At 47.8% G+C, this 21,862-nt stretch carries 19 protein-coding genes; 5 read left to right on the forward strand and 14 right to left on the reverse strand.

Going from position 1 to position 21,862, the window contains the following annotated elements:
• Positions 1 to 155 precede the first annotated feature (155 nt).
• The 7 genes from OIK42_RS05025 to OIK42_RS05055 all read right to left on the reverse strand — a co-directional run bounded on the left by OIK42_RS05025 (position 156) and on the right by OIK42_RS05055 (position 8,069).
• Positions 156 to 800, reverse strand: a complete 645-nt coding sequence (locus OIK42_RS05025; protein WP_273638873.1) for a GntR family transcriptional regulator — start codon at positions 798 to 800, stop codon at positions 156 to 158.
• A 250-nt stretch (positions 801 to 1,050) separates the two neighbouring features.
• Entirely contained in the window at positions 1,051 to 1,737 is a 687-nt protein-coding gene (locus OIK42_RS05030; RefSeq protein ID WP_273638875.1) for a cupin domain-containing protein, read from the reverse strand.
• 927 nt (positions 1,738 to 2,664) lie between these two features.
• On the reverse strand, positions 2,665 to 4,032 hold the full coding sequence (locus OIK42_RS05035; protein WP_273638877.1) for an AAA family ATPase: 1,368 nt from the start codon (positions 4,030 to 4,032) through the stop codon (positions 2,665 to 2,667).
• A 1-nt stretch (position 4,033) separates the two neighbouring features.
• Positions 4,034 to 5,014: a reverse transcriptase family protein gene (locus OIK42_RS05040; protein ID WP_273638879.1), complete on the reverse strand. Its 981-nt coding sequence runs from the start codon at positions 5,012 to 5,014 to the stop codon at positions 4,034 to 4,036.
• Between the two features lie 740 nt (positions 5,015 to 5,754).
• Positions 5,755 to 6,822: a phosphotransferase family protein gene (locus OIK42_RS05045; RefSeq protein ID WP_273638881.1), complete on the reverse strand. Its 1,068-nt coding sequence runs from the start codon at positions 6,820 to 6,822 to the stop codon at positions 5,755 to 5,757.
• An 8-nt stretch (positions 6,823 to 6,830) separates the two neighbouring features.
• Positions 6,831 to 7,595, reverse strand: a complete 765-nt coding sequence (locus OIK42_RS05050; protein ID WP_273638884.1) for an SDR family NAD(P)-dependent oxidoreductase — start codon at positions 7,593 to 7,595, stop codon at positions 6,831 to 6,833.
• A 21-nt stretch (positions 7,596 to 7,616) separates the two neighbouring features.
• Positions 7,617 to 8,069: a MaoC family dehydratase gene (locus OIK42_RS05055; protein WP_273638886.1), complete on the reverse strand. Its 453-nt coding sequence runs from the start codon at positions 8,067 to 8,069 to the stop codon at positions 7,617 to 7,619.
• 112 nt (positions 8,070 to 8,181) lie between these two features.
• Between OIK42_RS05055 and OIK42_RS05060 the strand changes: the two genes are divergently transcribed.
• From OIK42_RS05060 to OIK42_RS05080, 5 genes are read left to right on the forward strand one after another with little or no spacing between them, the layout of a single operon-like run.
• The gene (locus OIK42_RS05060) at positions 8,182 to 8,973 is read left to right on the forward strand and encodes an SDR family NAD(P)-dependent oxidoreductase (protein ID WP_273638888.1); all 792 of its coding nucleotides are present in this window, start codon (positions 8,182 to 8,184) and stop codon (positions 8,971 to 8,973) included.
• Positions 8,970 to 9,803 carry a 5'/3'-nucleotidase SurE gene (gene surE / locus OIK42_RS05065; protein ID WP_273638890.1) on the forward strand — a complete coding sequence of 278 codons (834 nt, stop codon included), beginning with the start codon at positions 8,970 to 8,972 and terminating at the stop codon, positions 9,801 to 9,803. The genes OIK42_RS05060 and surE overlap by 4 nt, the downstream gene beginning before the upstream one ends.
• Positions 9,796 to 11,685 carry an AMP-binding protein gene (locus OIK42_RS05070; RefSeq protein ID WP_273638891.1) on the forward strand — a complete coding sequence of 630 codons (1,890 nt, stop codon included), beginning with the start codon at positions 9,796 to 9,798 and terminating at the stop codon, positions 11,683 to 11,685. The genes surE and OIK42_RS05070 overlap by 8 nt, the downstream gene beginning before the upstream one ends.
• Positions 11,686 to 11,702: 17 nt before the next feature.
• A complete protein-coding gene (locus tag OIK42_RS05075; RefSeq protein WP_273638892.1) occupies positions 11,703 to 13,148 on the forward strand; it encodes an aldehyde dehydrogenase family protein in 1,446 nt (481 codons plus the stop codon).
• Positions 13,138 to 13,584: a PaaI family thioesterase gene (locus tag OIK42_RS05080; protein ID WP_273638893.1), complete on the forward strand. Its 447-nt coding sequence runs from the start codon at positions 13,138 to 13,140 to the stop codon at positions 13,582 to 13,584. The genes OIK42_RS05075 and OIK42_RS05080 overlap by 11 nt, the downstream gene beginning before the upstream one ends.
• Positions 13,585 to 13,763: 179 nt before the next feature.
• On the opposite strand, the gene gloA is transcribed toward OIK42_RS05080, so the two are convergent.
• The 7 genes from gloA to OIK42_RS05120 all read right to left on the reverse strand — a co-directional run bounded on the left by gloA (position 13,764) and on the right by OIK42_RS05120 (position 21,763).
• Entirely contained in the window at positions 13,764 to 14,294 is a 531-nt protein-coding gene (gene gloA / locus OIK42_RS05085) for a lactoylglutathione lyase (protein WP_273638894.1), read from the reverse strand.
• A 181-nt stretch (positions 14,295 to 14,475) separates the two neighbouring features.
• A complete protein-coding gene (locus tag OIK42_RS05090) occupies positions 14,476 to 16,575 on the reverse strand; it encodes a hypothetical protein (protein WP_273638895.1) in 2,100 nt (699 codons plus the stop codon).
• 178 nt (positions 16,576 to 16,753) lie between these two features.
• The gene (locus OIK42_RS05095) at positions 16,754 to 18,043 is read right to left on the reverse strand and encodes a TRAP transporter large permease (RefSeq protein ID WP_273638896.1); all 1,290 of its coding nucleotides are present in this window, start codon (positions 18,041 to 18,043) and stop codon (positions 16,754 to 16,756) included.
• Positions 18,043 to 18,543, reverse strand: coding sequence for a TRAP transporter small permease (locus OIK42_RS05100; protein ID WP_273638897.1), 501 nt, complete (start codon positions 18,541 to 18,543; stop codon positions 18,043 to 18,045). Before OIK42_RS05100 ends, OIK42_RS05095 begins: the two co-directional genes overlap by 1 nt.
• A 4-nt stretch (positions 18,544 to 18,547) precedes the next feature.
• Positions 18,548 to 19,573, reverse strand: a complete 1,026-nt coding sequence (locus tag OIK42_RS05105) for a TRAP transporter substrate-binding protein (RefSeq protein ID WP_273638898.1) — start codon at positions 19,571 to 19,573, stop codon at positions 18,548 to 18,550.
• 397 nt (positions 19,574 to 19,970) lie between these two features.
• Positions 19,971 to 20,447, reverse strand: a complete 477-nt coding sequence (locus tag OIK42_RS05110; protein WP_273638899.1) for a hypothetical protein — start codon at positions 20,445 to 20,447, stop codon at positions 19,971 to 19,973.
• Positions 20,448 to 20,968: 521 nt separating this feature from the next.
• On the reverse strand, positions 20,969 to 21,763 hold the full coding sequence (locus OIK42_RS05120) for an IclR family transcriptional regulator (RefSeq protein WP_273638900.1): 795 nt from the start codon (positions 21,761 to 21,763) through the stop codon (positions 20,969 to 20,971).
• Positions 21,764 to 21,862 lie beyond the last annotated feature (99 nt).

Below are 21,862 nucleotides of genomic sequence, written 5' to 3' on the forward strand. Positions count from 1 at the left end.
ACTCCGGTAATGCTGTTTTTAATTCTCGTTGCGCCATTATAACGGCAAACGTTAAACAAGACCCGAATTCAGAGGATTAACGTGTAAGTTTAGTAAGTTTTTATTATTAAAAAAGGCGGCCATGCCGCCCGTTGGGTGTTTGTTATGATTACGCGTTATTCAAACAGCTCTCCGCGTAAATCAAGTAAGGTGCTGTGAGTATGCTCTTTAAGTAGCTTTTTCACCATTTTCGGCTCTTTGTTCATCCATGCGTTATAGATTTCCTCGTGCTCACGAAACGCAGCGGCTTCACGGTCGGGCGGCTCAAGATGCCGTCTGACATAACGCTCCGACAACAAATGCACTTTAAACAGCAACTCCTGGGTGATGTTACGCCCGGCCGGTGCTGACAGCGCCAAATGAAATTCCCGGTTAACGGTAACCGCTTCCGGCGTAATGTCGTAAGCCAGGCGTTGTAAGCGCTGAAAAATTTCTGTTAGCTTGGCTTTATCAGCCTCGGTTGCTTTTTTACAACCCTGAGCGGCGGCTTCGGGTTCCAGTGTTGTGCGCAACTGGAACACGTCTTCGGCTTCAGCCAGACTCAGCGGCCTGACAATAAAACCCCGGTTCGGGTGCGATACTAATAGTCCATCCTGCTCCAGCCTGGTAAGGGCTTCGCGCAATGGGATTTTACTGACTCCCAGATCCTGAGAGAGAGCGTCCTGACGAATTGGTTTTGCCGGGAACATATCGTTGGCAAGGATACGCTCACGAATAATTTCGTAAGCCTGTTCCGACAATGTTTTAACCACAATTGACATTGATAAATGACTCCTAAATAGAAGTTTGGTGTTTCATTATTATTTTAGTGATGACTTCACCATTTTTTGCGGTGAGCCTCTTCTCATACAGTATACTATCTGGTCATCTACTGATACATTCCAGTTGGCTAACTGCTGGCATTTTATACAGCAGTTAAGGATAAACCGCGTATTGATAATAAAAACCAATTAAAACCACCGTATTGGTTAGCTATTTACCGGTGATCATCGGCCTGTATCTGTCAGCCTGTTAGTCTATAAAGCGATCGCCCAGTAAGTTTGCGCCCATATGACCTACTTTTACGTAAATCAGCGCCCCCTCGTTGCGGGTAAACGGGGTATGCTGGCTGTAGCGGGGGTTACGCAACCAACTGCCGGCCGGGTAACTGCCATGCTCATCGTTAAACACCCCTTCAAGTACCAGGATTTCCTCGCCGCCGGGGTGCGTATGCCCACCAAACCGGGTATTCGGTTGCCAGCGCACCAACGCTGTGTTAACGCCGTTATGCTCATGCAGCGGCAGTACACTCAGCCCGTCAGTCTGACCGGGTAGCCAGCTGCCACTCGTGGTGTCGGTAATCAGTTTTTCGCTGTCATCTGCACCAAACTGCCAGAGTTTAACGAGTATCGTGCAGCCTTCGGCAGAGAACGGCGTATGTGAGCTACCCGGTGGGTTGCGTAAGTAGCTGCCGGCGGGATAGTCGCCGTGTTCGTCGCTGAACGTGCCCGACAACACCAGAATTTCTTCGCCGCCATCGTGGGTATGACCACTGTAACCCGCGCCCGGCTCGTAGCGCACGATGCTGGTGGCGCGGGCAACCTCGCCACCGGCACGGTCGAGCATCATGCGGCTCACGCCATTCAGAGGCGAGGGGATATATTTATAGTTTTCGGGTAGCACCACCACGCGCTGAGAAAAGTCGCTGTTTACTTGCATTGTATTTACCTTTGTCACATCTGTGCGGGTTATTACGTAAAAACGGCAAAAAAGGCCATAACACCCAGGCACAAGTATCATCTCTGGTTATTCGGGCAAAAGTCGTCATTACGGTAAACCCGCGGTCGTGCGGCATCCTCCTGATAGTAAGGACCGGAGTAAACGGCTGTAGTTTACAATATCGCAAGGTACGAAAACGAAATTATGAAAAGGCCAGAGTGGACTGAACGAGTATCGTAAAGTTTACGCGTTCTGTGAATGCCGCTGATTTTCGCAGATATCGATGTTTATCACTGCAGATAATCGACAGGTGTTTTGAGGGACCTGCCGATTATGAGTCTCAAATTCAGCTTACACGTCAGCACAGGCTCAAGCAGTATCCGAACATCAAAGTGATATACATCAACTTTCAACTCAAATTGCGTATGCTGCCGGATTAAGAACTCATGAGTTTCTAACGCTTGCCAGAGCAGAAGAGCGAATCCCTGATAAGCGTCCAGCTTTGGAGTTTAAATGGTCAGGGCGCGAAGGCCAGCTGTACACGGTTCAGGGTAAAGGCGGGGTGATACGCCACGTAATAATTCCTAACGACTTGGTAGTGCAACTCGAAAAACGCAGATTTAACAATCCAGTTACTGTCAGAGACCGAAGAATAAACTACCTTCAGCGCTAAGATATTGGGGCAGGGAAGCGATGGTCAGACTCGTTTAGTAAAGCATCCAAGCGTGCTCTCTTTTTCTCTACTGGTGCCCATGGCTTGCGACATAGCTATGCGCAAGAGCGTATGAGCGAATTAATGGCGTTAGGGTTTAGGCGAGCTGTTGCTCTGGAAACTGTTTCACAAGAGATGGGTCACTTCAGGCCTGAGATTACGGAAGTTTATCTATAGTTAGCTTTCTTATGCTCAAAATACATGGCATCCACAATCTATATATTTAAGAATTTCATTATACTTTCCCGAAAGGTACTAACCTCTTCTGACTTTAATTCCTCTAGGTAGTTGTAAAGCCATTCAGGACTTCGATGCTGGGTATTAGCGTGAACTCTTGTCAATTTCCAAAATAGGTTGCTCGCTTTCTTTCTATAGTTCCCACCCTCAATTGAGTCAACTCTGGGTAATTGCTCATCTCCCTCCAAATATTTTTCATATATAGCTTTCTCAATGCTTGGGAAAGGTAGTAAAAGGACGTCTTTCCTGTCTTGGACATACCTTTCTTCTTGCTGATCTCCATCGAGAACAGCTAACACATTTTCTTTACTGGAAAAGAAGTTCTGGGATTCATTGCGGTCAATCAAGTCAACTACTTGTGAAGCGCCTGCAATATGAATTATTTGGTATTCATGAAAAACAGTACTTTCGTTGTTTGATATAAGAAAGTGTAAATAATGCGCTAATCGCTTGTCTTCTGTAAGAATATATTTTCCATAATCCTTAAACCCATACATAACGCTTTTCACAAACTCATATGGTCGGCATTCAATCTCAGTTTTTCCAGATTCTTGATTTGCTTCCATATAGAAAATTTCCCCTGGAAGAAGAGTCTTCATAAGAGCAAGGGAATGCGTAGTGAAAACTATATTCACTTCATAATCTTTGCAGAACTCTCTTAAGCTTTCTATTAAGTGAACCTGTGCGCGGGCATCAAGAGAAATGTCAATTTCATCAATTACAATAAGCGTCTTTCTCTTTTTAATATGCTTAAATAGACTTATTACAAAATACTCCCCAGAACTAAAGTAATCCTCTCTGATATAAAATCTTTCATCCTCATCCCTTAAAACAAAATAGTATTCTTGATTTTTAATTTTTACTTTTTTTAAGTTTGAGAATCTGGTCGTTTGATAAACTCTGTTGAGGAACTCTATTAGATCGTCTGGAGTGGAATAATCACCGATGGCAATTTTGCTTCTTATCTCCTCATCAAGATCGCTTAATCTTCTGAAGTGATGAAATCTTTCTCCATGAGGTAATGCCAGTTCTACAACAATTGAATCGATAACATCTTCATTGATGTATTGCTTTGTATCGACTATTGAAAGTTTTTTATTGAAACTGAATTCAAAATTAAAATCGGCCCACTGATAGAAGATCTTGCTCTCATCATTAAAAATGTAAGGTGCAGCTGTCTCTACGAAAGTACTATGTGTTGAAAGATTTCGTATAGCTCTGATGAGAGTCGTTTTCCCAACCCCATTTTCACCTGCTAGGCAGGTTAGGCCATGAATGGCAAGATTGGTTTTGAATTCGAGGGACTTAATGTGTTGTACATTTCTTATGGTTACTTCAAAGTCCATCTTATTTCACCGACTTCCTAATAAACATGTCAATGACCGTATTTCCATATTTCTTTTTTAACTTTGAAATATAATTTTTGTCCATCGAATTGAGTGATATCAGTTTTCCTGATAGAGAAGAAATTCCTATATCCCTGAGCGACGAGTCACCATCACTATTTGACTTGATATTTTTGCTGACATAATCTTTAAACTTTTCTTCATCATTTATAAAAAAATGAAGCATGGTTTCAACGTTTTTCTTGTCTTTATTTGGAATCGTTACTACACCATTGGGCAAAATGTTGAAGCCTAAAATTTTAATCCGTTGACCTCGCAGTTGTACTTTTCTCTTAGCCAGGTTTAAAAATATCTCTGGATTAACCTTGTTGCTTAGTAATTTTTGAATTTTTTCTTCTATTTCTGGTAGAAAAGCATCGGTTTGAGAGGAGATTATAATGTCATCAGCATATCGGGTGTAAGTTAATTCTTCTTTCTTGCATATATTCTCTAGGGCGTTGTCAAATTCGAAAAGGCAGAGATTGCTCAAAATTGGAGAGGTTGCGAATCCCGCAGGTATATGGTCATCAACCACTGTTAAATCCAGGAGTCTATCTCTGTAATCTACGATGTCGAGAACAGGAGTGTTTTCTAGTTGTACTTCAATTGTATGGAGGATGTTTTCCTTCTTGAGACTTCCAAAAAAGTCCTTAATGTCTGCTTGGTAAAATACGCGATTATTAGCATGCTTTTTTACAGCTGTTCTTGTTGACTCCCCTTTTCTATATGAAAAAACAACGTCTTTATTGAATTCTGCGTATTCAAAAACTGCATGGTTAAGGAATCTATGGATCTGTTTTAATTTCGAGCTAGGAGCATACACAGTTCTTTTCTGAAGTGGGATTTTTTTAAATTCACTTTCTATGTCCAGCGTCAAGAACTCATCAAAGGAAACCTTGTTGTGAAATGTAGAAATGAAGATTTCTTCAAAGCTCCTTTTCATACCTAAATACCTTATTCCTTAAAATCAATTCAGATGTATTTTCTGCCGATGGGTCTTCTTACAATATCACAAGTTGAAGGAAACAAAATATTTACATTGAAATAGCGCTAGACCTATTGATAAGTCATTAAAGCTACGATGGAAAGCGGAAAGAGGGAGAAGTAAACTCACGACAGTTTGCATTACATACTTGCGCTACGAATATTTTGATTCCCAAAACATCGTAGCGCAGTTGTAATATGACTCATAGCTCGTAGGGACCTTCATTTGTGACTGGAGATGCTCCTAGTCGAAGGTATGCATATAATATATACGCTGTTCTATTTTCAATCAAGTCATTAAATCGTGGATTGTACTGTTACTTTAGAATAGATGACGCTAATCTATAAGTAGCACAGAGGTACCACCAACAGGCAGTTGATCTCTCCTCACCGTTTAACCATGAGTGGTGCACTTATTATATGAATTCGGGAGTAGTAACTATCGTCGAAGAGTAGAAAAAATGGTGGCCCCACCCTGACTTGAACAGGGGACCTGCCGATTATGAGTCTGCAAGCGCAAATGCTACTAAACTATGGATTTACCGACATTTCATTTATCTTCACCTGAGTAAGGAGATTCTCCTGCTGGCCAGTATTCAGCGGCAGTTGTAAACCGTGGTCATACTTTTTGGTTAAGACTTATCGCTTCAATATACTCGCCAGCGGGCGCTTGACGCAGCGAGCGCCGGTGGCGCAGTGTTAATCGAGCAGTGCTTTGGCGGTGGTAGCCAGCACACCCGCTCTTGCGCCAACGTTTAACGCATTGGCAGAGCTGGCGTTACCGGCGATAGCGCGGGCATACACGCCCTGTAAAATTGCCGCCAGGCGAAACATCGAAAAGGCAACATAGAATGGCCATTGTTCAATGCCGCTTCTACCACTGGCCTTACAATAGGCGTCAATAAACGCCTGCTCTGAGGGGATGCCACGTGCTGCCAGATCCAAACCCACAATACCTTTGGTACCGCTGTCATTCGCCGGCAGGTGATAGGGAATACAACAATAGGCTAAATCCGCCAGCGGGTGGCCCAGCGTGGAAAGTTCCCAGTCGAGCACTGCCGACACCTCGTGGCGTTGTTCATCAAACAGCAAGTTGCCAATGCGATAATCACCATGAACCAGGCAGGTGGCCGGATCATCCGGAATATTCTTTGGCAGGTAGTCCATTAGAAAACGCATAGCCTCGCCACCGGCTTCACCGCCCGCGGGGGGCTCACAAGTTTTGCTGTATTGTTCGCTCCAGCGCTTGATCTGCCGGGCATAGTAGTCGCCGCCGCGCGCATAATCCTGTAAGCCAACAGCCGCTAAATCCACACTGTGTAAGCGTGCCAACGTGGTGGCCATACTCTGGTAGAGCTTGCTGACTGTCGTTGCCGGTAAGCCGTCGCAGCGGGGATGCTCAATCAGCATGCCGGGGATATATTGCATCACGTAAAATTCGGTACCAATGATGGTCGGATCCTCGCAATAACAAACCATTGTTGGTACTGGCACGGCAGTGTTTTTTAACGCATCCATTACCTGATATTCGCGGTTGATCATATGCGCAGACGGTAGCAGTTTACCTGCCGGTTTTTTACGTAATACCCAAACATGGTCGTCGGCGCTGATTTTAAAGGTTGGGTTAGACTGCCCGCCCTGAAACTGCAGCACAGAAAAGCTGCTAAAGGTGCTTCCCAGTTGCGCTTCTAGGTACGCTTGCAGCGCTGCCTGCTCAAAATTATGCGCCGGTAACACGTCTACCAGTGTTGCCTGATGATTCGTCACGTGAGCTCCTAACTTATCGTGGTGCCGCCATCGGCAACCAGTAATTGGCCGGTCATATAAGCCGATGCGTCGCTGGCCAGAAACTGGGCGATGCCGGCGATATCCTGTGGCTGGCCCAGGCGGCGCAGAGGCGTTTGATTTTCTACCATTGCTTTGCGCTTGGGATCCTCCACCAGTGCTTTGGCGAAGTCGGTCACCACTATGCCCGGTGCAATCGCGTTCACGCGCACATTTTTTGGGCCCCATTCTACCGCCAGATTGCGGGTAAGTGCGGCTTCGGCAGCTTTAGACATGCCGTAACAGCCAATTTTATCGTTCCCTTTTATGGCGGCGATACTCGACAGTAATATCACTGTGCCGCCGCCAGACGAAGCCATATGTGGCAGCACCATATTGCACAGCCAGAATGTGCTTTTAACATTGGTGTCCATAATTTTATCCCAGGCGGCGTCAGTCAGTTCAGACAGCGGGCCGTACACCGGGTTGGTGGCTGCGTTACACACCAGAATATCGATGCTTCCCCATGTATCAAGGGTGCGTGCCACCAGCGCTTCTAATTGCGCTTTGTCGCCAATATGGCAGGGGATCGCGATGGCCTCATAACCTTCGGCTTTCAGTGTTTGGGCAACTTCTTCACAGACTTCAGCTTTACGGCTGGAAATCACCACCCTGGCACCGGCATACGCATAGTGCTGGGCAATGCTCAGACCAATGCCTTTGGTTGAGCCGGTGATTAAGGCCACTTTGCCGGCGAGAGAAAATAAGTTTTGCATAATAAATCCTTATTAAAGTGCTTATGGGATCAACAGGGCCAGGGTACGCGCTACCAGCGCTGGCTTTGACTGCTGATTAATATTCAGCGTGGCATCAACGGTTAACAGGATGCCCTGAGGTTTGGGTCGAATGTCGTGCAGGGCAAATTGTGCCTGCACTTTAGCGCCAACCATCACCGGGTTGATAAAGCGGCAATGCTCCAGGCCATAGTTAATTTTGCTGGAGACGCCTTTAACCCTGTACACCTGTTGTGCCATGCCTGGTAATAAAGATAGCAGCAGGTAGCCGTGGGCAATCGGTTTGTCAAAGCCTGCCGCGCGGGCATCGGTGGCGTTCAGATGAATACCCTGATGGTCATCGGTCACCTCAGCAAATGCCGTGACCAGGCGTTGTTCAACCGTATGCCAGCGACTGCTACCCAGTAATTTGCCCCGGTACTCACTGAGTAAATCCATTGATTCAATAATAATCATTTATTTTCACTTGCGGTATCTAGTTTCGTATAGCAGAATAAACAAATCATTTACATTGTGCAATGATGCATTTTTCAAAATTAACAAAATCGCAAAAAAGGGCGTTAACGGCATGGGACGATTTAGCAATAAGGTCGCTATTATTTCGGGCGCGGGTAGTGGTATCGGCGCTGCTATCGCGGCGCGTTTTTGCGCCGAGGATATTGCCGGCCTGGTGCTGCTGGATAAGCATGCCGCAGGCCTGCAAGCCACTGCTGAAGATCTCCCGGCGAATACCAAGGTTATTTCCAGGGTGCTCGATGTTGCCGATGAGGCCGCGGTGGTCGATGCGGTGGAGGCGACTTTTGATACCTTCGGGCGAATTGACGTGCTATGCAACAACGCCGGTATAGCCTGCAGTCGTAAGCTGGCCGATGAACAGGATCTCACCGAGTGGCAGCAGGTGATGGCAGTTAATGTGTATAGCTGCGTGGCGTTGACGTCCCATGTTGCCCGCTATATGGGTCAGCAGCCGTCGGGCGGCGCTATTGTTAATACCGCCTCGGTCGCCGGATTACGCTCCGGTGCCGGTGGTAATGCCTACAGTGCGTCAAAGGCGGCAGTGATCAACTTTACCCAGACCGCAGCCTGCGATCTGGCTAGCAAGCATATCCGGGTGAATGCGGTATGTCCGGGGCTAATAGAAACCGGCATGACATCGCCTTTTTTTGCTATCGCCCGGGAAAAAGGCGTCGAGCATCGCCTTGGTGAGCGTTGTGAGTTAAAACGTGCCGGCCAGCCTCAGGAAGTGGCCGCTGCCATTGCCTTTTTAGCCAGTGATGACGCCAGCTACATTACCGGCCAGGCGCTGGCAGTAGATGGTGGCAACAGCGCCTCGTTGAATATGCCGGGCATGAAAGTATGACAGCGCCGTCAGATTTCAAGGCCATGGACAGGTTTGCAAACAAGCTGTGCCAGCGTGTTTTGCTGACCAATGACGATGGTATTCATGCGGTGGGGCTGAACCACTTATTTGGGTTAGCCGCGGCGCTCGCTGACGAGGTGTATCTGGTGGCACCTGAGCAAGACTGTTCAGGGCAAGCGCAGTCATTAACCCTGCATACGCCGCTGCGTGTGCAGGCGTACGATACCCACCGTTATGGGGTGAGTGGTACGCCGGCAGATTGCGTGCTGGTGGGGCTCAAAGATATTGTGCCAGGGCCCGTTGATTTGGTCTTAAGTGGCATCAACCGCGGCGCTAATGTGGGCGATGCGGTGAATTTTTCCGGCACGTTAGGCGCTGCAAAAGTGGCTGCTCAGTTTGGTGTGCCGGCCATTGGATTAAGTCAGGCGTTTAAACATCCCGAGCACATATTCTGGGATAACGCGATCACGTTTACGGCCATCATTGTGCGCCAGCTTTTGCAATGTCAGTGGCCTAAAACGCCCTGTGTCAATGTGAATTTTCCGGCGGTTCCCGCGCAACAGGTTGAAGGGATCAGCTGGTGTGAAGGCAGCGAGGGCAGTATTCGTAATGTGCTGGTGGATAAACGAATGGATCCGCGCAACCGACACTACTACTGGCTAGATTTTGAGCACGACTACAAGCAGGTCACTGCCGCTGAAACGGATATTGCCACCATGCGCCGCCGTCACATTGCCGTGCAGTGTCTCAATCAGGCCAATCCATTTGCTACAGGTATCGCCGTAATTCCCGACTTTGCAAATTCTAAAAAAGAGATGCCATATGACTGACTTACCCGACTTTAAAGAAAATCCGTGGGCGACACCACAAGTAGCAGTAACGCGTCGCGAGGATGGCTGCTTAATTGTAGATTGTGGTCGCACGCCAAAAAACAGCTACCCGAATTTGATTGCCATGCTCAAACGCACCGTAGCAACCTTTCCTGAGCGGTCATTTTTAGCAGAGCGACGTGACGATGGCAGCGATAACCCCGAGTGGACTCATATTACCTACAAGGAAATTGACCGTCAGGCGGAGGCGATAGCGCAGTGGTTAATATCGTTGGGTCCCGAGCCTGGTAACATGATGATCCTTTCGCACAATACCCTGGAACATGGTGCAGTTAACTTAGCCGGTATGATGGCACGCTTCCCGGTAGCGCCGATTTCACCCAATTATTCGTTGCTGTCGAAAGACTTTACAAAACTCAAAGCGATTGCTGAAAAGTTATCACCTAAAGTTATTTTTGTGCAAAATATTGAGCACTACAGCCGCGCCCTGCGGGCGTTGTCGTTAGACAATTGTACTGTCCTGTACGCCGAGGGCAGTGCGCCGGATGATATTGGGGCAGTGTCCTTCGCTGATGCCGTAACAACGACGGTAACCGAGGCCGTTGCCGAGTCGATTGCGCGGATCAAAGGCGACGACGTTGCTAAAATATTGTTTACCTCCGGCTCTACCGGCGACCCCAAGGGGGTCATCAATACGCACACTAATTTGTGTTTCACCCAGGCTTCACTGCTCACCATTATTGATGTTGATGAGGTCAATAACCCGCCCATCTTACTCGACTGGATGCCCTGGCATCATACCTATGGGGGCAATCAAAACGTTAACCGGGTAATCAAAAATGGCGGTACTTTATATATTGACGACGGTAAACCACTGCCAGGACTCTTTGAAAAAACACTGCGAAACATAAAAAGCGTCACACTGAATAGCTATACCACTGTACCAGCGGTGTATGCGTTACTGGTGGATGCCATGGAGCGTGATGACGAACTGCGTAAAGCGTTTTTCCATAAGCTTGAGTGGTGCAGTTATGGGGGCTCTGATATGCCACAGGAAACCTTTGATCATTTCCAGCAGCTGGCTATCCGGACAACCGGCCAGCGTATTACTATGATCACAGCGCTGGGCGCCACTGAAAGTACCGCAATTACCACTATTGTGCATTGGTCTACCAGCAAGATGGGCAGCATTGGGTTACCCTTACCCGGGGCAACGTTAAAGTTAATTCCGCAAGACGATAAGTATGAATTGTGCGTAAAAGGGCCGCAGATTACGCCCGGATATTATAACGGCGAGCACCTTAACCGTAAGGCGTTCGACAATGAAGGATATTTACATACCGGCGACGCAGTGCGCTGGCTTGATCCTGAGCAACCGCTGCTGGGTTTGCAGTTTGCCGGACGCGTAAGCGAAGACTTTAAACTGCTCAATGGTACCTGGGTACACACCAGTATGTTACGTATTGATTTGCTCAGTGAGCTGGCACCACTGGTGTTTGATGTGGTGATCACGGGGCAGGATAAACCCTATCTGGGCCTACTGATTTGGCTAAATGAAGATGTGGTACGCCGGGTGTTTGGTTTGGCAGAAGCCAGCACCGAACAACTGGCGCAACACCCCAGAGTGATGGCGCGTATTCAAACATCGCTCCGGCAACATAATGAGCAACACAGCGGCGCGTCTGTGTGTATTGAGCGGGCATTAATATTAACCACACCGCCCTGTATGGATAGTGGTGAAATGTCGGATAAACGCTCTATCAACCAACAAAAAGTACAAGCGCTTCGTCCGCAGGCCGTAAACGCCTTGTACGTCGATGAGCCGGGTGCAAATATACTCACTGAACTGCGTCAACCTGCGCATCAGGCGGCTTTGAATTAGCAAATAAAGGACATCACATGAATGCCAACACTACAGAGTTTTATATCAATGGCCAATGGGTGGCGCCGCTCAATGGCCATACCCGACCGCTAATTAACCCTGCTACCGAACAACAGTATGCAACAGTGGCCATGGGCGATACCGGTGATGTGGATGCCGCTGTCGACGCCGCGAAAGGGGCATTCAGCAGCTGGTCGAAGACACCGGTTGCAGAGCGTATGGCATTGTTTGAACGCATTATTGGCGGTTATAAAAAGCGCTTTGCCGAGATTGCACAAGCCATTACCCAGGAAATGGGCGCGCCGGCATCGCTGAGTCAAAGTGCCCAGGCTGCTATGGGCCTCGGTCATTTTGCAGCCACGCTGAACGTGTTAAAAAACTTTGCCTTCAGCCAGCGTCAGGGCACCACAGAAATACGTAAGGAGCCCATCGGCGTAGTGGGCCTTATCACGCCATGGAACTGGCCGATGAATCAGGTGATATGCAAAGTGGCACCGGCCCTCGCCGCAGGCTGCACCATTGTGTTAAAGCCCAGTCAGGATGCCAGCCTGAGTGCGGCGTTACTGGCTGAAATACTCCACGAGGCAGGTGTTCCCGCGGGGGTGTTTAACGTAATTCAGGGGGCCGGGGCAAAAATTGGCGACTACATGAGCCGCCATGCCGATATTGATATGATCTCGTTTACCGGTTCTACTCAGGCCGGTACTCAGGTTGCCAAAGCCGCTGCCGACACGGTAAAGCGTGTGGCACTGGAGCTGGGCGGTAAATCGGCCAATATTATTCTGGACGATGCCGACATCACCCGCTCTGTTACCAACGGCATAAAAGCGGTGTTTGCCAACAGCGGGCAAACCTGTACCGCGCCTACCCGTATGCTGGTGCCAAACAGTTTACTGCCACAAGCACTTGCGGTGGCGAAAGCGGTGGGAGAGGCATCAATAAAGGCGGTGGGCGACCCTACCAGTGATAAAACAGGCATTGGCCCCGTGGCACATCAACGCCAGTTTGAGAAAATTCAGGAAATGATTGCCAAAGGCATCGATGAAGGGGCCACACTGCTCTGCGGAGGACTGGGTAAACCCGCAGGACTTGAGACCGGGTACTACGTAAAACCCACCATTTTCAGCGATGTCACCAATGATATGACGATAGCGCGGGAAGAAATATTTGGCCCGGTACTGGTCATCATTGGCTACGAGGATGACGCCGACGCGGTGCGTATTGCTAACGACAGCCCTTACGGTTTAAGTGGTTATGTGTCGGGTACTGACGTAGACAGAGTCAGACTCGTGGCCAGTCAGATGCGAACCGGCATGGTGCATTTAAATGATGCCAAGCCCGATTTGCAGGCCCCCTTTGGTGGTTATAAGCAATCCGGCAATGGCCGAGAGTGGGGCGAATACGGCCTGGAAGATTTCCTCGAGGTGAAATCAGTACTGGGATGGCACAACGATGCTGAATAATCAGTCAGGTACACTGCCTGATATTGCCTACCAGCTGATGGAAACCGGCTACCATAAGGTACTGGATTATCAGCATCATGATTGGGGGTTGGGATTTTCCACGCTGACAATGCAGGTGACAGCGAAGCATCTGAATATGGCTGGCGTAATTCATGGCGGCGTGCTCACGGGCTTACTGGATATTGCCTGTGCCCAGTCCGGGATATATTTTCCGGATGAGAAAATTATCAGGCGTTCGGTCACGTTGTCGCTAACAACTACCTTTACCGGCCAGTGCAATAGCGGTGTCGTCACAGCAACCGGCAGGGTGCGTGCCCGAGGGCGCAAAATTTACAGCGCCTCGGGGGAGGTCAAAGATGAGCAGGGTAACCTGCTGGCCTTTGGCGAGGGGACTTTTCGTTACCGCAGTAATGCAACGATCCCCGCAGGTACCTGAGCGACCAACCGCTTAGCGGGCGACTCGATACACGCTTTGCAGGGCTGCGTTATTGCAACGCAGACCTATACAAACAGTGTTCGCCCGGTTCAGCACAACGTTATTTCAAAAGCCGCGACCACAAAGCCATCATCACAAAGCTGTCATCAAGAAGTGCACTTAGCCGCGCTGATCCGCTATTAATTAACGGCGGCCATGCCTTTTGCATCAAAAATTTCAATCCAGTAACCATCCGGATCTTTAATAAAGGCGAGGTTATTCATGCTGCCGTCGGCCAGACGTTTTTGAAACTCAACACCTAACTCTTCAAAGCGCTGACAGGCGCCTTCTAAATCAGGCACATGAAAGCCGATATGACCAAACCCGCGGGGATCGCTGTTGCCGTTGTGATAGCTTGTTGATTCTGCGGTATCGCCCCAGTTATGGGTTAGCTCAAGCATTGCCGGACGGGCAAATGTCTGTTCAGTGCGCTTGGCAACATCATCGCTGATATCGCTGAAGTCTTCACCGGCGCAAAGAAAATACAAGCTGAATTGCATTTCCGGGAAGTCGAGTTTGCGTAATAACGTCATGCCCATTATACGGGTGTAAAAGTCCAGTGAACGGACTGGATCGGCAATACGCAGCATGGTTTGGTTAAACACAAATCCGTTTGTTGCCGGATCCTTCTCTTCACATAAACCATCTGCTTGTTCAAAATGTCGGGTCATTTGTGGGCCTTTTTTTAAACTGTGAAAAACTAAATCTGGGGGCAAAAGCAGATTTCACAATGCCTGAAATCGCCAATGCCTGCTGCAGTGCCAAGCTATTAATTCCACGGCCAATAATAGCTAGATTACATTAGGAATGTAGAATACGAGTATATAACTGTGATCATTTAAAAGCCTGAAGTTAATAACGTCTCCATCTGAACTCATTCATTTTTGTACCTCTCGCAACTTCAAAACGGTCATCGAGCTGAACTAGCTTTTCATATTCACCAGGAAAGAACTTTTTGAGTCTGGCAGCTCTAGCGTAATGGTTGGGCTCAACGTTTTTTATTGCTGGAATGAGAAGACTCAGGCTTTCATGAAGCTGGCCATTTTTGTAACTGTCTTCGAGTAACAGATCGACAGCATCCGCTCCCAGGTTATCCAGCACCGGCGATAGATCAATGTTTAACAAAAGTTCTACTGCTTCCGGGGAACTTAACGCGGCAGCAGTGAACAGATCATTGCCAAATTTATCTTTAACACCAAAATCGAAGCCTTCATTTTTCAGCTTCTGCCAGTTGATAACCGACAGGTGCTGAAACATCAGCAGGTCTGATGGTGGCAATGGGTTTACTCTGGCCTGCCAGATTGGTAGGGCTTGTTCTGTATGTTGTACTAGTGCAAATATCAAACTATCGGTTTCAGCTTCAGTCAGTGGCGTTGATGAACTGTAATCCAGGGCTTTTTGAAACTGCTGCGCTTTGAGCATTGCAACAAAGTCACTTTGTCCGTTTTGGCCTGTGTAACCTTGTAATGAGGTTTTGCGCCATAAGTTAACCAGCACCGGATCAATATCATGTAATCTTTCAGCTGTGTTGCCACCTTCTTTCGCAATACGTTTAATCAGCGCATAGACTTCACGGTGATCCATAAAACCTTTTTCAGCCAACAATGCTTTTTCTATCGAAGCACAAGACGCTGATTGCGCATTTAACGCGGCTTTTTTTTGCTCCACAGCGTCAATTGCCTTAGATACCTTTGAATTATCGGCTGGAACCTGTTGTATATAATAACTGGTCTCGACAAGATCTGCCTGACGCAGCGCTTTTTTAATGTCTGGTGCCAGTTGATGGAATAATTGAAAAGTTTGTCTGTTTGGCGCTTCAAAGATAATGGTAGGTTCGTTATTGATTTCATAATCAAAGCCATGCGCTTTGTAGCCTTTATCCATGAGGTAGTTTATCGTCGCCAGATATCTATCCGGTAAGCGCTCTGCATCGGTATAAGCATCCGGTTCATCAGGTAAATTGATTATGGCTATATCCAGCCCTGTGATGATGCCTAACTCGTTACTTGGGTGCACACCATAAGTTGCTAATAGTTGAAGCAGTTTTACGTTATGTCTGGCCGCCGCCAGATCAGCCAAATTTGCATAGGCGTCATGACGGCTTTGTGCTATCACCGGCATATCTTCCAGTGCGGTGGTTTGTTCTATAAGAAGAGCTAAATAGTCATACGGCAAATCGTTGCGAATGGCAGCAGCAACATCATTAACGTTGAAATTTTTTAACGATACGGCTTGTTCGAATTCTTCAAGACTTAATTTTTGTCCCGACAATACAAATAAAATAGATGGTGACAATACCAGGCTGCCGTTCACTGCGAGAGGAGATTGCAAATAGGTATTAAAGGTTTCATCGTTTTCGAGCAAGGCGAATATATCTGTTTTAGTCATCTCGCTGTTCAGAGCAAAGTTCATGCTTAGGCCCAGAGCTTTACCCTCTAATCCCTGTAATCCTTGCACAATGATCGGCAGGTTTTCAGCCGAAAAGTTGTCGATGACTGATAGACCGCGCCAATGATTTAAGATCCCGGGAGACGTGGTGAACTGGTATTTTTCAGACTCTATGTTGGTTTGTGCTTGCAGAAGTAAGTCTTCATAGCTGTGGTAAAACGTTTTATATTGGTCAGAATAACTCAATAGCTCGCGCACTGTTTTACCATGTCTTAATTCTTGTTCGAGTGCCTGAACCAGAATTTGATGGATATTTCTAACCTGACTATTAAAATCCAAACGACTTTCTTTGCACTGGGCATTAGCTGTGGTTAGTTCTTTGAGCTTTTGTGAGGCTGATTTTTTGCCCGTAGTTGGAATTACAGTGTCACTCCCCTTGTCGCTTTTTGCCGGTGAGGTGCTATTGAGACTAGTGTTTTTATCGGGTGAGACGTGTTCTGAGTAGTAAAAATACAATAGTCCGGCGACGGCTACTATTGCTAAAGCTAAGATAAATTTCTTCATTACGATGATTCTTCCCTGTTTTTAAATTTCCTATGTAGATGGACCACACACAAATCATTCCTTTATGGTTATTACTCTGCCGAACAATATCAAAAAGAGCTACCACTATTAAAGCGGTAGCCCGGTATAAACAGATTATATTGTTATAAACGTAAAGATGTCTGGAATTGTGGAGACCTTAGCCGGTCAGGCCGGGGAGCCATAGTGCCAAACCCGGAAACAGCAGGGTGAGGGCGAGTACCAGCAGCAGCGAGCCTATAGGCATTAGCGCGCCGTTCATAACGGTGCCCAGGGGCATATTACCAATATGTGAAACCACATAGAGTACGCCGCCCATAGGGGGCGTGATAAGCGCCAGGTTGACATTGATTAACAGCATCACCGCGATCCAAATGTTATCCCAGCCCATGTGCGCGATCACTGGTATCAGTAACGGGATCACCAGGTACATCAGCGCCAGCACTTCTAAAAACATGCCCAACACAAAAAGCACCAGATTAATGATAATCAGCAATGCGATAGGCGAGATATCCAGCGCAATAATGGCGCTCAGCACTTCCTGTGGTATGCGGCCAAAAATCACGCTGTGGCCTAAGATAGCGCCGCCAATAATGATCATGGTCACCATGGCGGAGGTTACCGCCGCGGCCATCAGTTGCTCCCACAGCGTTTTGATATTCAGCGTGCGGTACACAAAAAAACCAATAATCAGGCAGTACACCACTGCTACGGCTGCGGCTTCTGAGGCGGTAAAAATACCTAAGTATATGCCACCAAGAATCAGCACCGGTGCCATGATGCCCCAGAACGCTTCTTTGACGGCGTGGCGTTTGCGTTGTGAGGGTTTTTCACTGGGCTTGGTGTGCTCGGCATGACCGGTGTAGATCATAAATAACGAATACAATGCGATCAGCAATAACCCTGGCAGCACACCCGCCATAAACAGTTTGCTGATAGACTCATCGGTAAGGTATCCATAAACAATCATCACAATGCTGGGCGGGATCATACTGCCTAACGTGCCGCCAGCCGTTATGGCCGAGGCAATCTTGGCTTCGCCGTAGCCAGCTTTACGCAGCTCCGGTATAGCGATAAGCCCCATGGTTGATGACGACACAAAGCTGGAGCCGGTCATGGCCGAAAAAATACCGCTGCTGCCAATGGTGGCTACGCCCAGACCACCCCGAAGGCGCCATAAAAATACTCCGGCGGCATCGAACAGGCGTTTGCCCATGCCGGTGGCCGATATCAACTGGGCAGCGAGTATAAACAGGGGAATGGCCACCAGAATGTCTGAGTCAATCGCGGCATAGGCCTTTTCGACGGCAATATCGGTAGCAATATCAGGGCCCACATAAGCACTGAGCAGTAAGATAGCCAGAAAGCCCAAACCAAAAGCAACCGGCAGGCCGCTCAGCAGTACCAGCATAAATACCAGCATACCAAGGAAGATCATTAAGCCATCCATTACATGTGCTCCTGTGTGAAGCTATCAATGCAGAGGTTGAGAAACTGCAAACACAGTAACACGCCGCTGATCGGCACGAGACTGGCGGGTAACCAGAGTGGGGTTTGTAATAATCCGGTGCTGGTATCGCCGATGGCATACACAAAGCTAACCATATCGACGCCCTTCACCACGAATATCAGTGCATAGCAAAAACCCACGAGATGAGTACTTATCTGCATTCGCCGGCGGTTGGTCGGGCTGAGCCTGTCGACAAAAAAAGTAATCGCAAAGTGACTGTTCAGTTGCAGCGCATAGGCCGCTGCCAGAAAGCCGACTGCCATCATCAGATACACCGAAAACTCTTTGATCCAACTGCTGGAATGGCCGGTGGTGTAGCGAATAAACACTTCATAGAACACCACTAACGCCAACACAAAAAGGCAAATGGCAGCTAACCATGCACCGGCTTTACATAGGGCATCAATGGCGTATTGAAAGGCAAAACGATGAGTTCGCATGATACTACTCCACAGCTTGTTCGGGTTGAGGCAGATTAAGTTGTAGCAGTCGACGGGCCTGGGGGCCGTTTTGTTCGGCCCAGGCGTGCCACACGCCACTACTTACCGTTTGGAGCTGTTGGCGAGTGGCGGCTGGCATGGCCTTAAAAATACCGCCTTGTTCTGCGATGGCGTTGGTAAAGCGTGCTTCCATGGCGGCTGAAGCGGCGAGTGAATAGGCTTTTTGTTTTTCGCCTTCTTCCATCATGATGGTTCGAATATCCTCAGGTAAGGCGTTCCACACGTCCAGGTTGACAGTCAGTAACACAGTGGGAAAGCTCATGTTGGCTTTCGTTACATAGCGGGCGACTTCGTGATTGCGCTGGAAATACCCGGTGACGATGCCGTTAATAGTGGCGTCGGCTACGCCGCGCTTCAGGGCCATGTATTGTTCGCTCTGAGCTATCGAGGTATCAGGCGCAGCCTCTAATCTTAGTAGCAGATCGGTAAACATGGGGCTGGTGGCTAAAATGCGCAGGTTTTTCATATCGGCTGGCGTATTTATTAACCCACGGGAGCTAAAAATATCCACACCGCCGCTAAAACTAGGGTAAATGAGCTGCAGATTCTTCTCTCGCATGGCCTGGTCGATGATCGCCAGCGATTCACCGCTGTAAGCCTTGGCGGCCTGCTCCATGGAGTCGAAGGCAAAAGGCAGATACACGCCCTGCAACAGCGGTACCGTTGCCATAAGCCGGGGTTGCAGGATAACGCCCATATCAATTAAGCCCCGCGACACAGCCCGGTGCATATCCTTAGGGCCGTAGAGTTGCCCTCCGGGGTAATCAATAATTTTTATTCTGCCGCCGGCACGCGCGTTAACGGCGTCAATCCAGGCACTGCGCGACTGAGACAAAAAATGCTGAGGCGGACCCCATGATGCGATGCGTAATATCTTTGGTGACTGCTCTGACTGGCTGTAAGCCGCCGAGGATAACAGCAGCAGGCCAGACAAACACAAGACTGCCATAAGATTAATAAAATTATACATTTCGATATATCATTTCGCTATGTGGAATTATTGTTTCATTTTATTTCCTTAAGACGATGGATGTCAACAACAAGTAACATTTGTTTTACATTAGAAAGACAGGTCACAGTTAATGCGAAAGCGCGAGGGGAGTTGCCGTATGCGGTAGCAATTTAGCGATATCCATATGGATATTTGAGCAAATTGTACCAGACAGAATTGAACTGCAATTTTTTAGTGAGTTGCGCCCGGCTAGACAATAGCTATCGTCACGCAGCTATGACATCGAATTTGCGCCGCAATCAGCGTAAACTTTTGCCGCAATCTTTTTTCGGACGTGAATTGTTGAAAGATACTACTTCTGTGAATATTTCATAAAAAGAGGCTATTTTGATAGCCTCTTTTAAACAGAGAACAATTAGTACCTGTAGCCTATGCTGAAAAACGGATATGTATCATCGTCATAAACGTTTAATGTGGCGCCGAGTGTAAGACCAGACTTACTGCGATTGTTAAAGTAGTATTTGTAACCTAGAGATAGTCCATAATCTTGTTCTCTTTTAACCTCAAACTGATCTGTGAAGTAGTTTCTTTCATTGAAATAGCTTCTTTCATTCAAAACGCCATAATAGAGATTGATTGAATGGTGCTTCTGAAGATAGTAATTAAAACCTCCGCCAAAGCCATATTCTTCATTGGTTCGGCTTGAATAAGAAAATACGCCTGCGGCCAGATAAACATCAACATCTTCGAAACGGAGCGGCAAGTGTATTTGAGTTCCTAATCCCCCATATTCAATACCGACTCCAAATTCAAGAAAAGGTCTCTCGCTGGCATATGAATCAAATGACAGAAGTGTTGAGCTTAACGCAAGCGTTAACAATGTGTTTTTCACGTAATATCCTTATAAATACTTCTTTAAAATAACCGCTATTGGAAATGGTAAGTTTTTATTAGTTCCCGAACTCAGATAATAAGTATACCGTTTTTATGTCTTTGTACTTCCCTTTCTGGCTATCCATCCTTGGCATCCAACCCCGTAAACGACTCATGTAGCCATTTACGTCCTGCTTTTTAGCAACAAAACGCCAGGCCTGTGCGCCGGTCACGCTGTTGCTACACAAAGTGCTGTCATGGTGTTATTTTTGGGGAAAGGCCAATCGGCCTTATGGTTTATGATTTTCACTACATGAATGCGCTTCGAACACGAAGTCAGTTAAGCCTCGGGGCGATCAACGACTGTCAGAACAGGGATATTATCGACTACCGTTCTTCTATCGGCCATGATCTGGATTCATTGATTAGGTTGCGGGTCTCACCGCGTTTCAGCGCTTCAACAATATGAGAATGTAGCAATTGTTTCCGGTGTGAGTGTTGTAATGCCAACGCGCTTGCGGCGCACTGCAGGCAAACAGGCTATACGCCAGTGCCTACGATGTCGCGCGCAACATGAACAAGCTGCGGGCCAACGCTGTTTAATGCCATATCTTCGGAGACTAAATAGGTAGGTCCACCGCAGTTTAACGCCATAACGCGGCCGTCCTGCAAGCGGATTGGCACGCCAACGCTGTTGACGGCGCGATCCCATTCGCCGAACGAGGTCACAAAGCCGTATTCTTCGTAGCATTTAAATGCGTTGTCGAGGCTGGCTTTATGCTGTGGCCATTTGTCGCCGGCACGGGTTTCAAGCTCCTTCATCACCACTTCCCGTTCTTCCAGTGGCATGCCGGCCAAATAAGCACGGCCCGCCGCTGAAGTAGGGATAGGCAGGCTGGAACCCACATCCATGCGCAGCGCCTGGGCATCGTCACCACGGCAGTTTTCAACATAAATCATGGTAAGACGTTCGCGGATGGTGAGGCCTACCGACAGGTTAACCCTATCAGCGAGTGCCTGCATCATGGGCTTGGCTATCCGGCGAACCTGTAAATTAGACGTGTACGCATAACCGAGCGCCAATACGCCGGCATCCAGCTGGTACTTTTCCAACTGCGTAGAATAAGACAAATAACCCAGCTTGCTTAAGGTATAGGTCATTCTGGAGATGGTGGGTTTGGGTAAGCCGGTAATCCGGGCCAGATCCTGATTGCCCAGCACGCCGCCTTGTTGGCTAAACGCCCTTAATACATCCAGTCCCCTGGCAAGTGACTCAATAAACTTGCGGTCGTTGGTATCATTTTTTTTACGCGGAAGGTCACTAAACTCGGTCATACAAAGTGTTACTCTTTTTCTAAGCTTGCTGAGAAATAGCCAAACAGGTAGCGTTTGTCAGGGTGCTCAAGGCTTCGAATTATTCATATTATTAGCGAA

It is taken from the genome of Alteromonas gilva (genome assembly GCF_028595265.1).
Classification (GTDB): Bacteria; Pseudomonadota; Gammaproteobacteria; order Enterobacterales; family Alteromonadaceae; genus Alteromonas; species Alteromonas gilva.

Excerpts from the sequence above, each read along its gene's own strand:
- OIK42_RS05025 (WP_273638873.1), bottom strand. The coding sequence starts at position 800 with ATGTCAATTGTGGTTAAAACATTGTCGGAACAGGCTTACGAAATTATT.
- OIK42_RS05030 (WP_273638875.1), bottom strand. The coding sequence starts at position 1,737 with ATGCAAGTAAACAGCGACTTTTCTCAGCGCGTGGTGGTGCTACCCGAA.
- OIK42_RS05035 (WP_273638877.1), bottom strand. The coding sequence starts at position 4,032 with ATGGACTTTGAAGTAACCATAAGAAATGTACAACACATTAAGTCCCTC.
- OIK42_RS05040 (WP_273638879.1), bottom strand. The coding sequence starts at position 5,014 with ATGAAAAGGAGCTTTGAAGAAATCTTCATTTCTACATTTCACAACAAG.
- OIK42_RS05050 (WP_273638884.1), bottom strand. The coding sequence starts at position 7,595 with ATGCAAAACTTATTTTCTCTCGCCGGCAAAGTGGCCTTAATCACCGGC.
- OIK42_RS05055 (WP_273638886.1), bottom strand. The coding sequence starts at position 8,069 with ATGATTATTATTGAATCAATGGATTTACTCAGTGAGTACCGGGGCAAA.
- OIK42_RS05060 (WP_273638888.1), top strand. The coding sequence starts at position 8,182 with ATGGGACGATTTAGCAATAAGGTCGCTATTATTTCGGGCGCGGGTAGT.
- surE (WP_273638890.1), top strand. The coding sequence starts at position 8,970 with ATGACAGCGCCGTCAGATTTCAAGGCCATGGACAGGTTTGCAAACAAG.
- OIK42_RS05070 (WP_273638891.1), top strand. The coding sequence starts at position 9,796 with ATGACTGACTTACCCGACTTTAAAGAAAATCCGTGGGCGACACCACAA.
- OIK42_RS05075 (WP_273638892.1), top strand. The coding sequence starts at position 11,703 with ATGAATGCCAACACTACAGAGTTTTATATCAATGGCCAATGGGTGGCG.
- OIK42_RS05080 (WP_273638893.1), top strand. The coding sequence starts at position 13,138 with ATGCTGAATAATCAGTCAGGTACACTGCCTGATATTGCCTACCAGCTG.
- gloA (WP_273638894.1), bottom strand. The coding sequence starts at position 14,294 with ATGACCCGACATTTTGAACAAGCAGATGGTTTATGTGAAGAGAAGGAT.
- OIK42_RS05090 (WP_273638895.1), bottom strand. The coding sequence starts at position 16,575 with ATGAAGAAATTTATCTTAGCTTTAGCAATAGTAGCCGTCGCCGGACTA.
- OIK42_RS05095 (WP_273638896.1), bottom strand. The coding sequence starts at position 18,043 with ATGGATGGCTTAATGATCTTCCTTGGTATGCTGGTATTTATGCTGGTA.
- OIK42_RS05100 (WP_273638897.1), bottom strand. The coding sequence starts at position 18,543 with ATGCGAACTCATCGTTTTGCCTTTCAATACGCCATTGATGCCCTATGT.
- OIK42_RS05105 (WP_273638898.1), bottom strand. The coding sequence starts at position 19,573 with ATGTATAATTTTATTAATCTTATGGCAGTCTTGTGTTTGTCTGGCCTG.
- OIK42_RS05120 (WP_273638900.1), bottom strand. The coding sequence starts at position 21,763 with ATGACCGAGTTTAGTGACCTTCCGCGTAAAAAAAATGATACCAACGAC.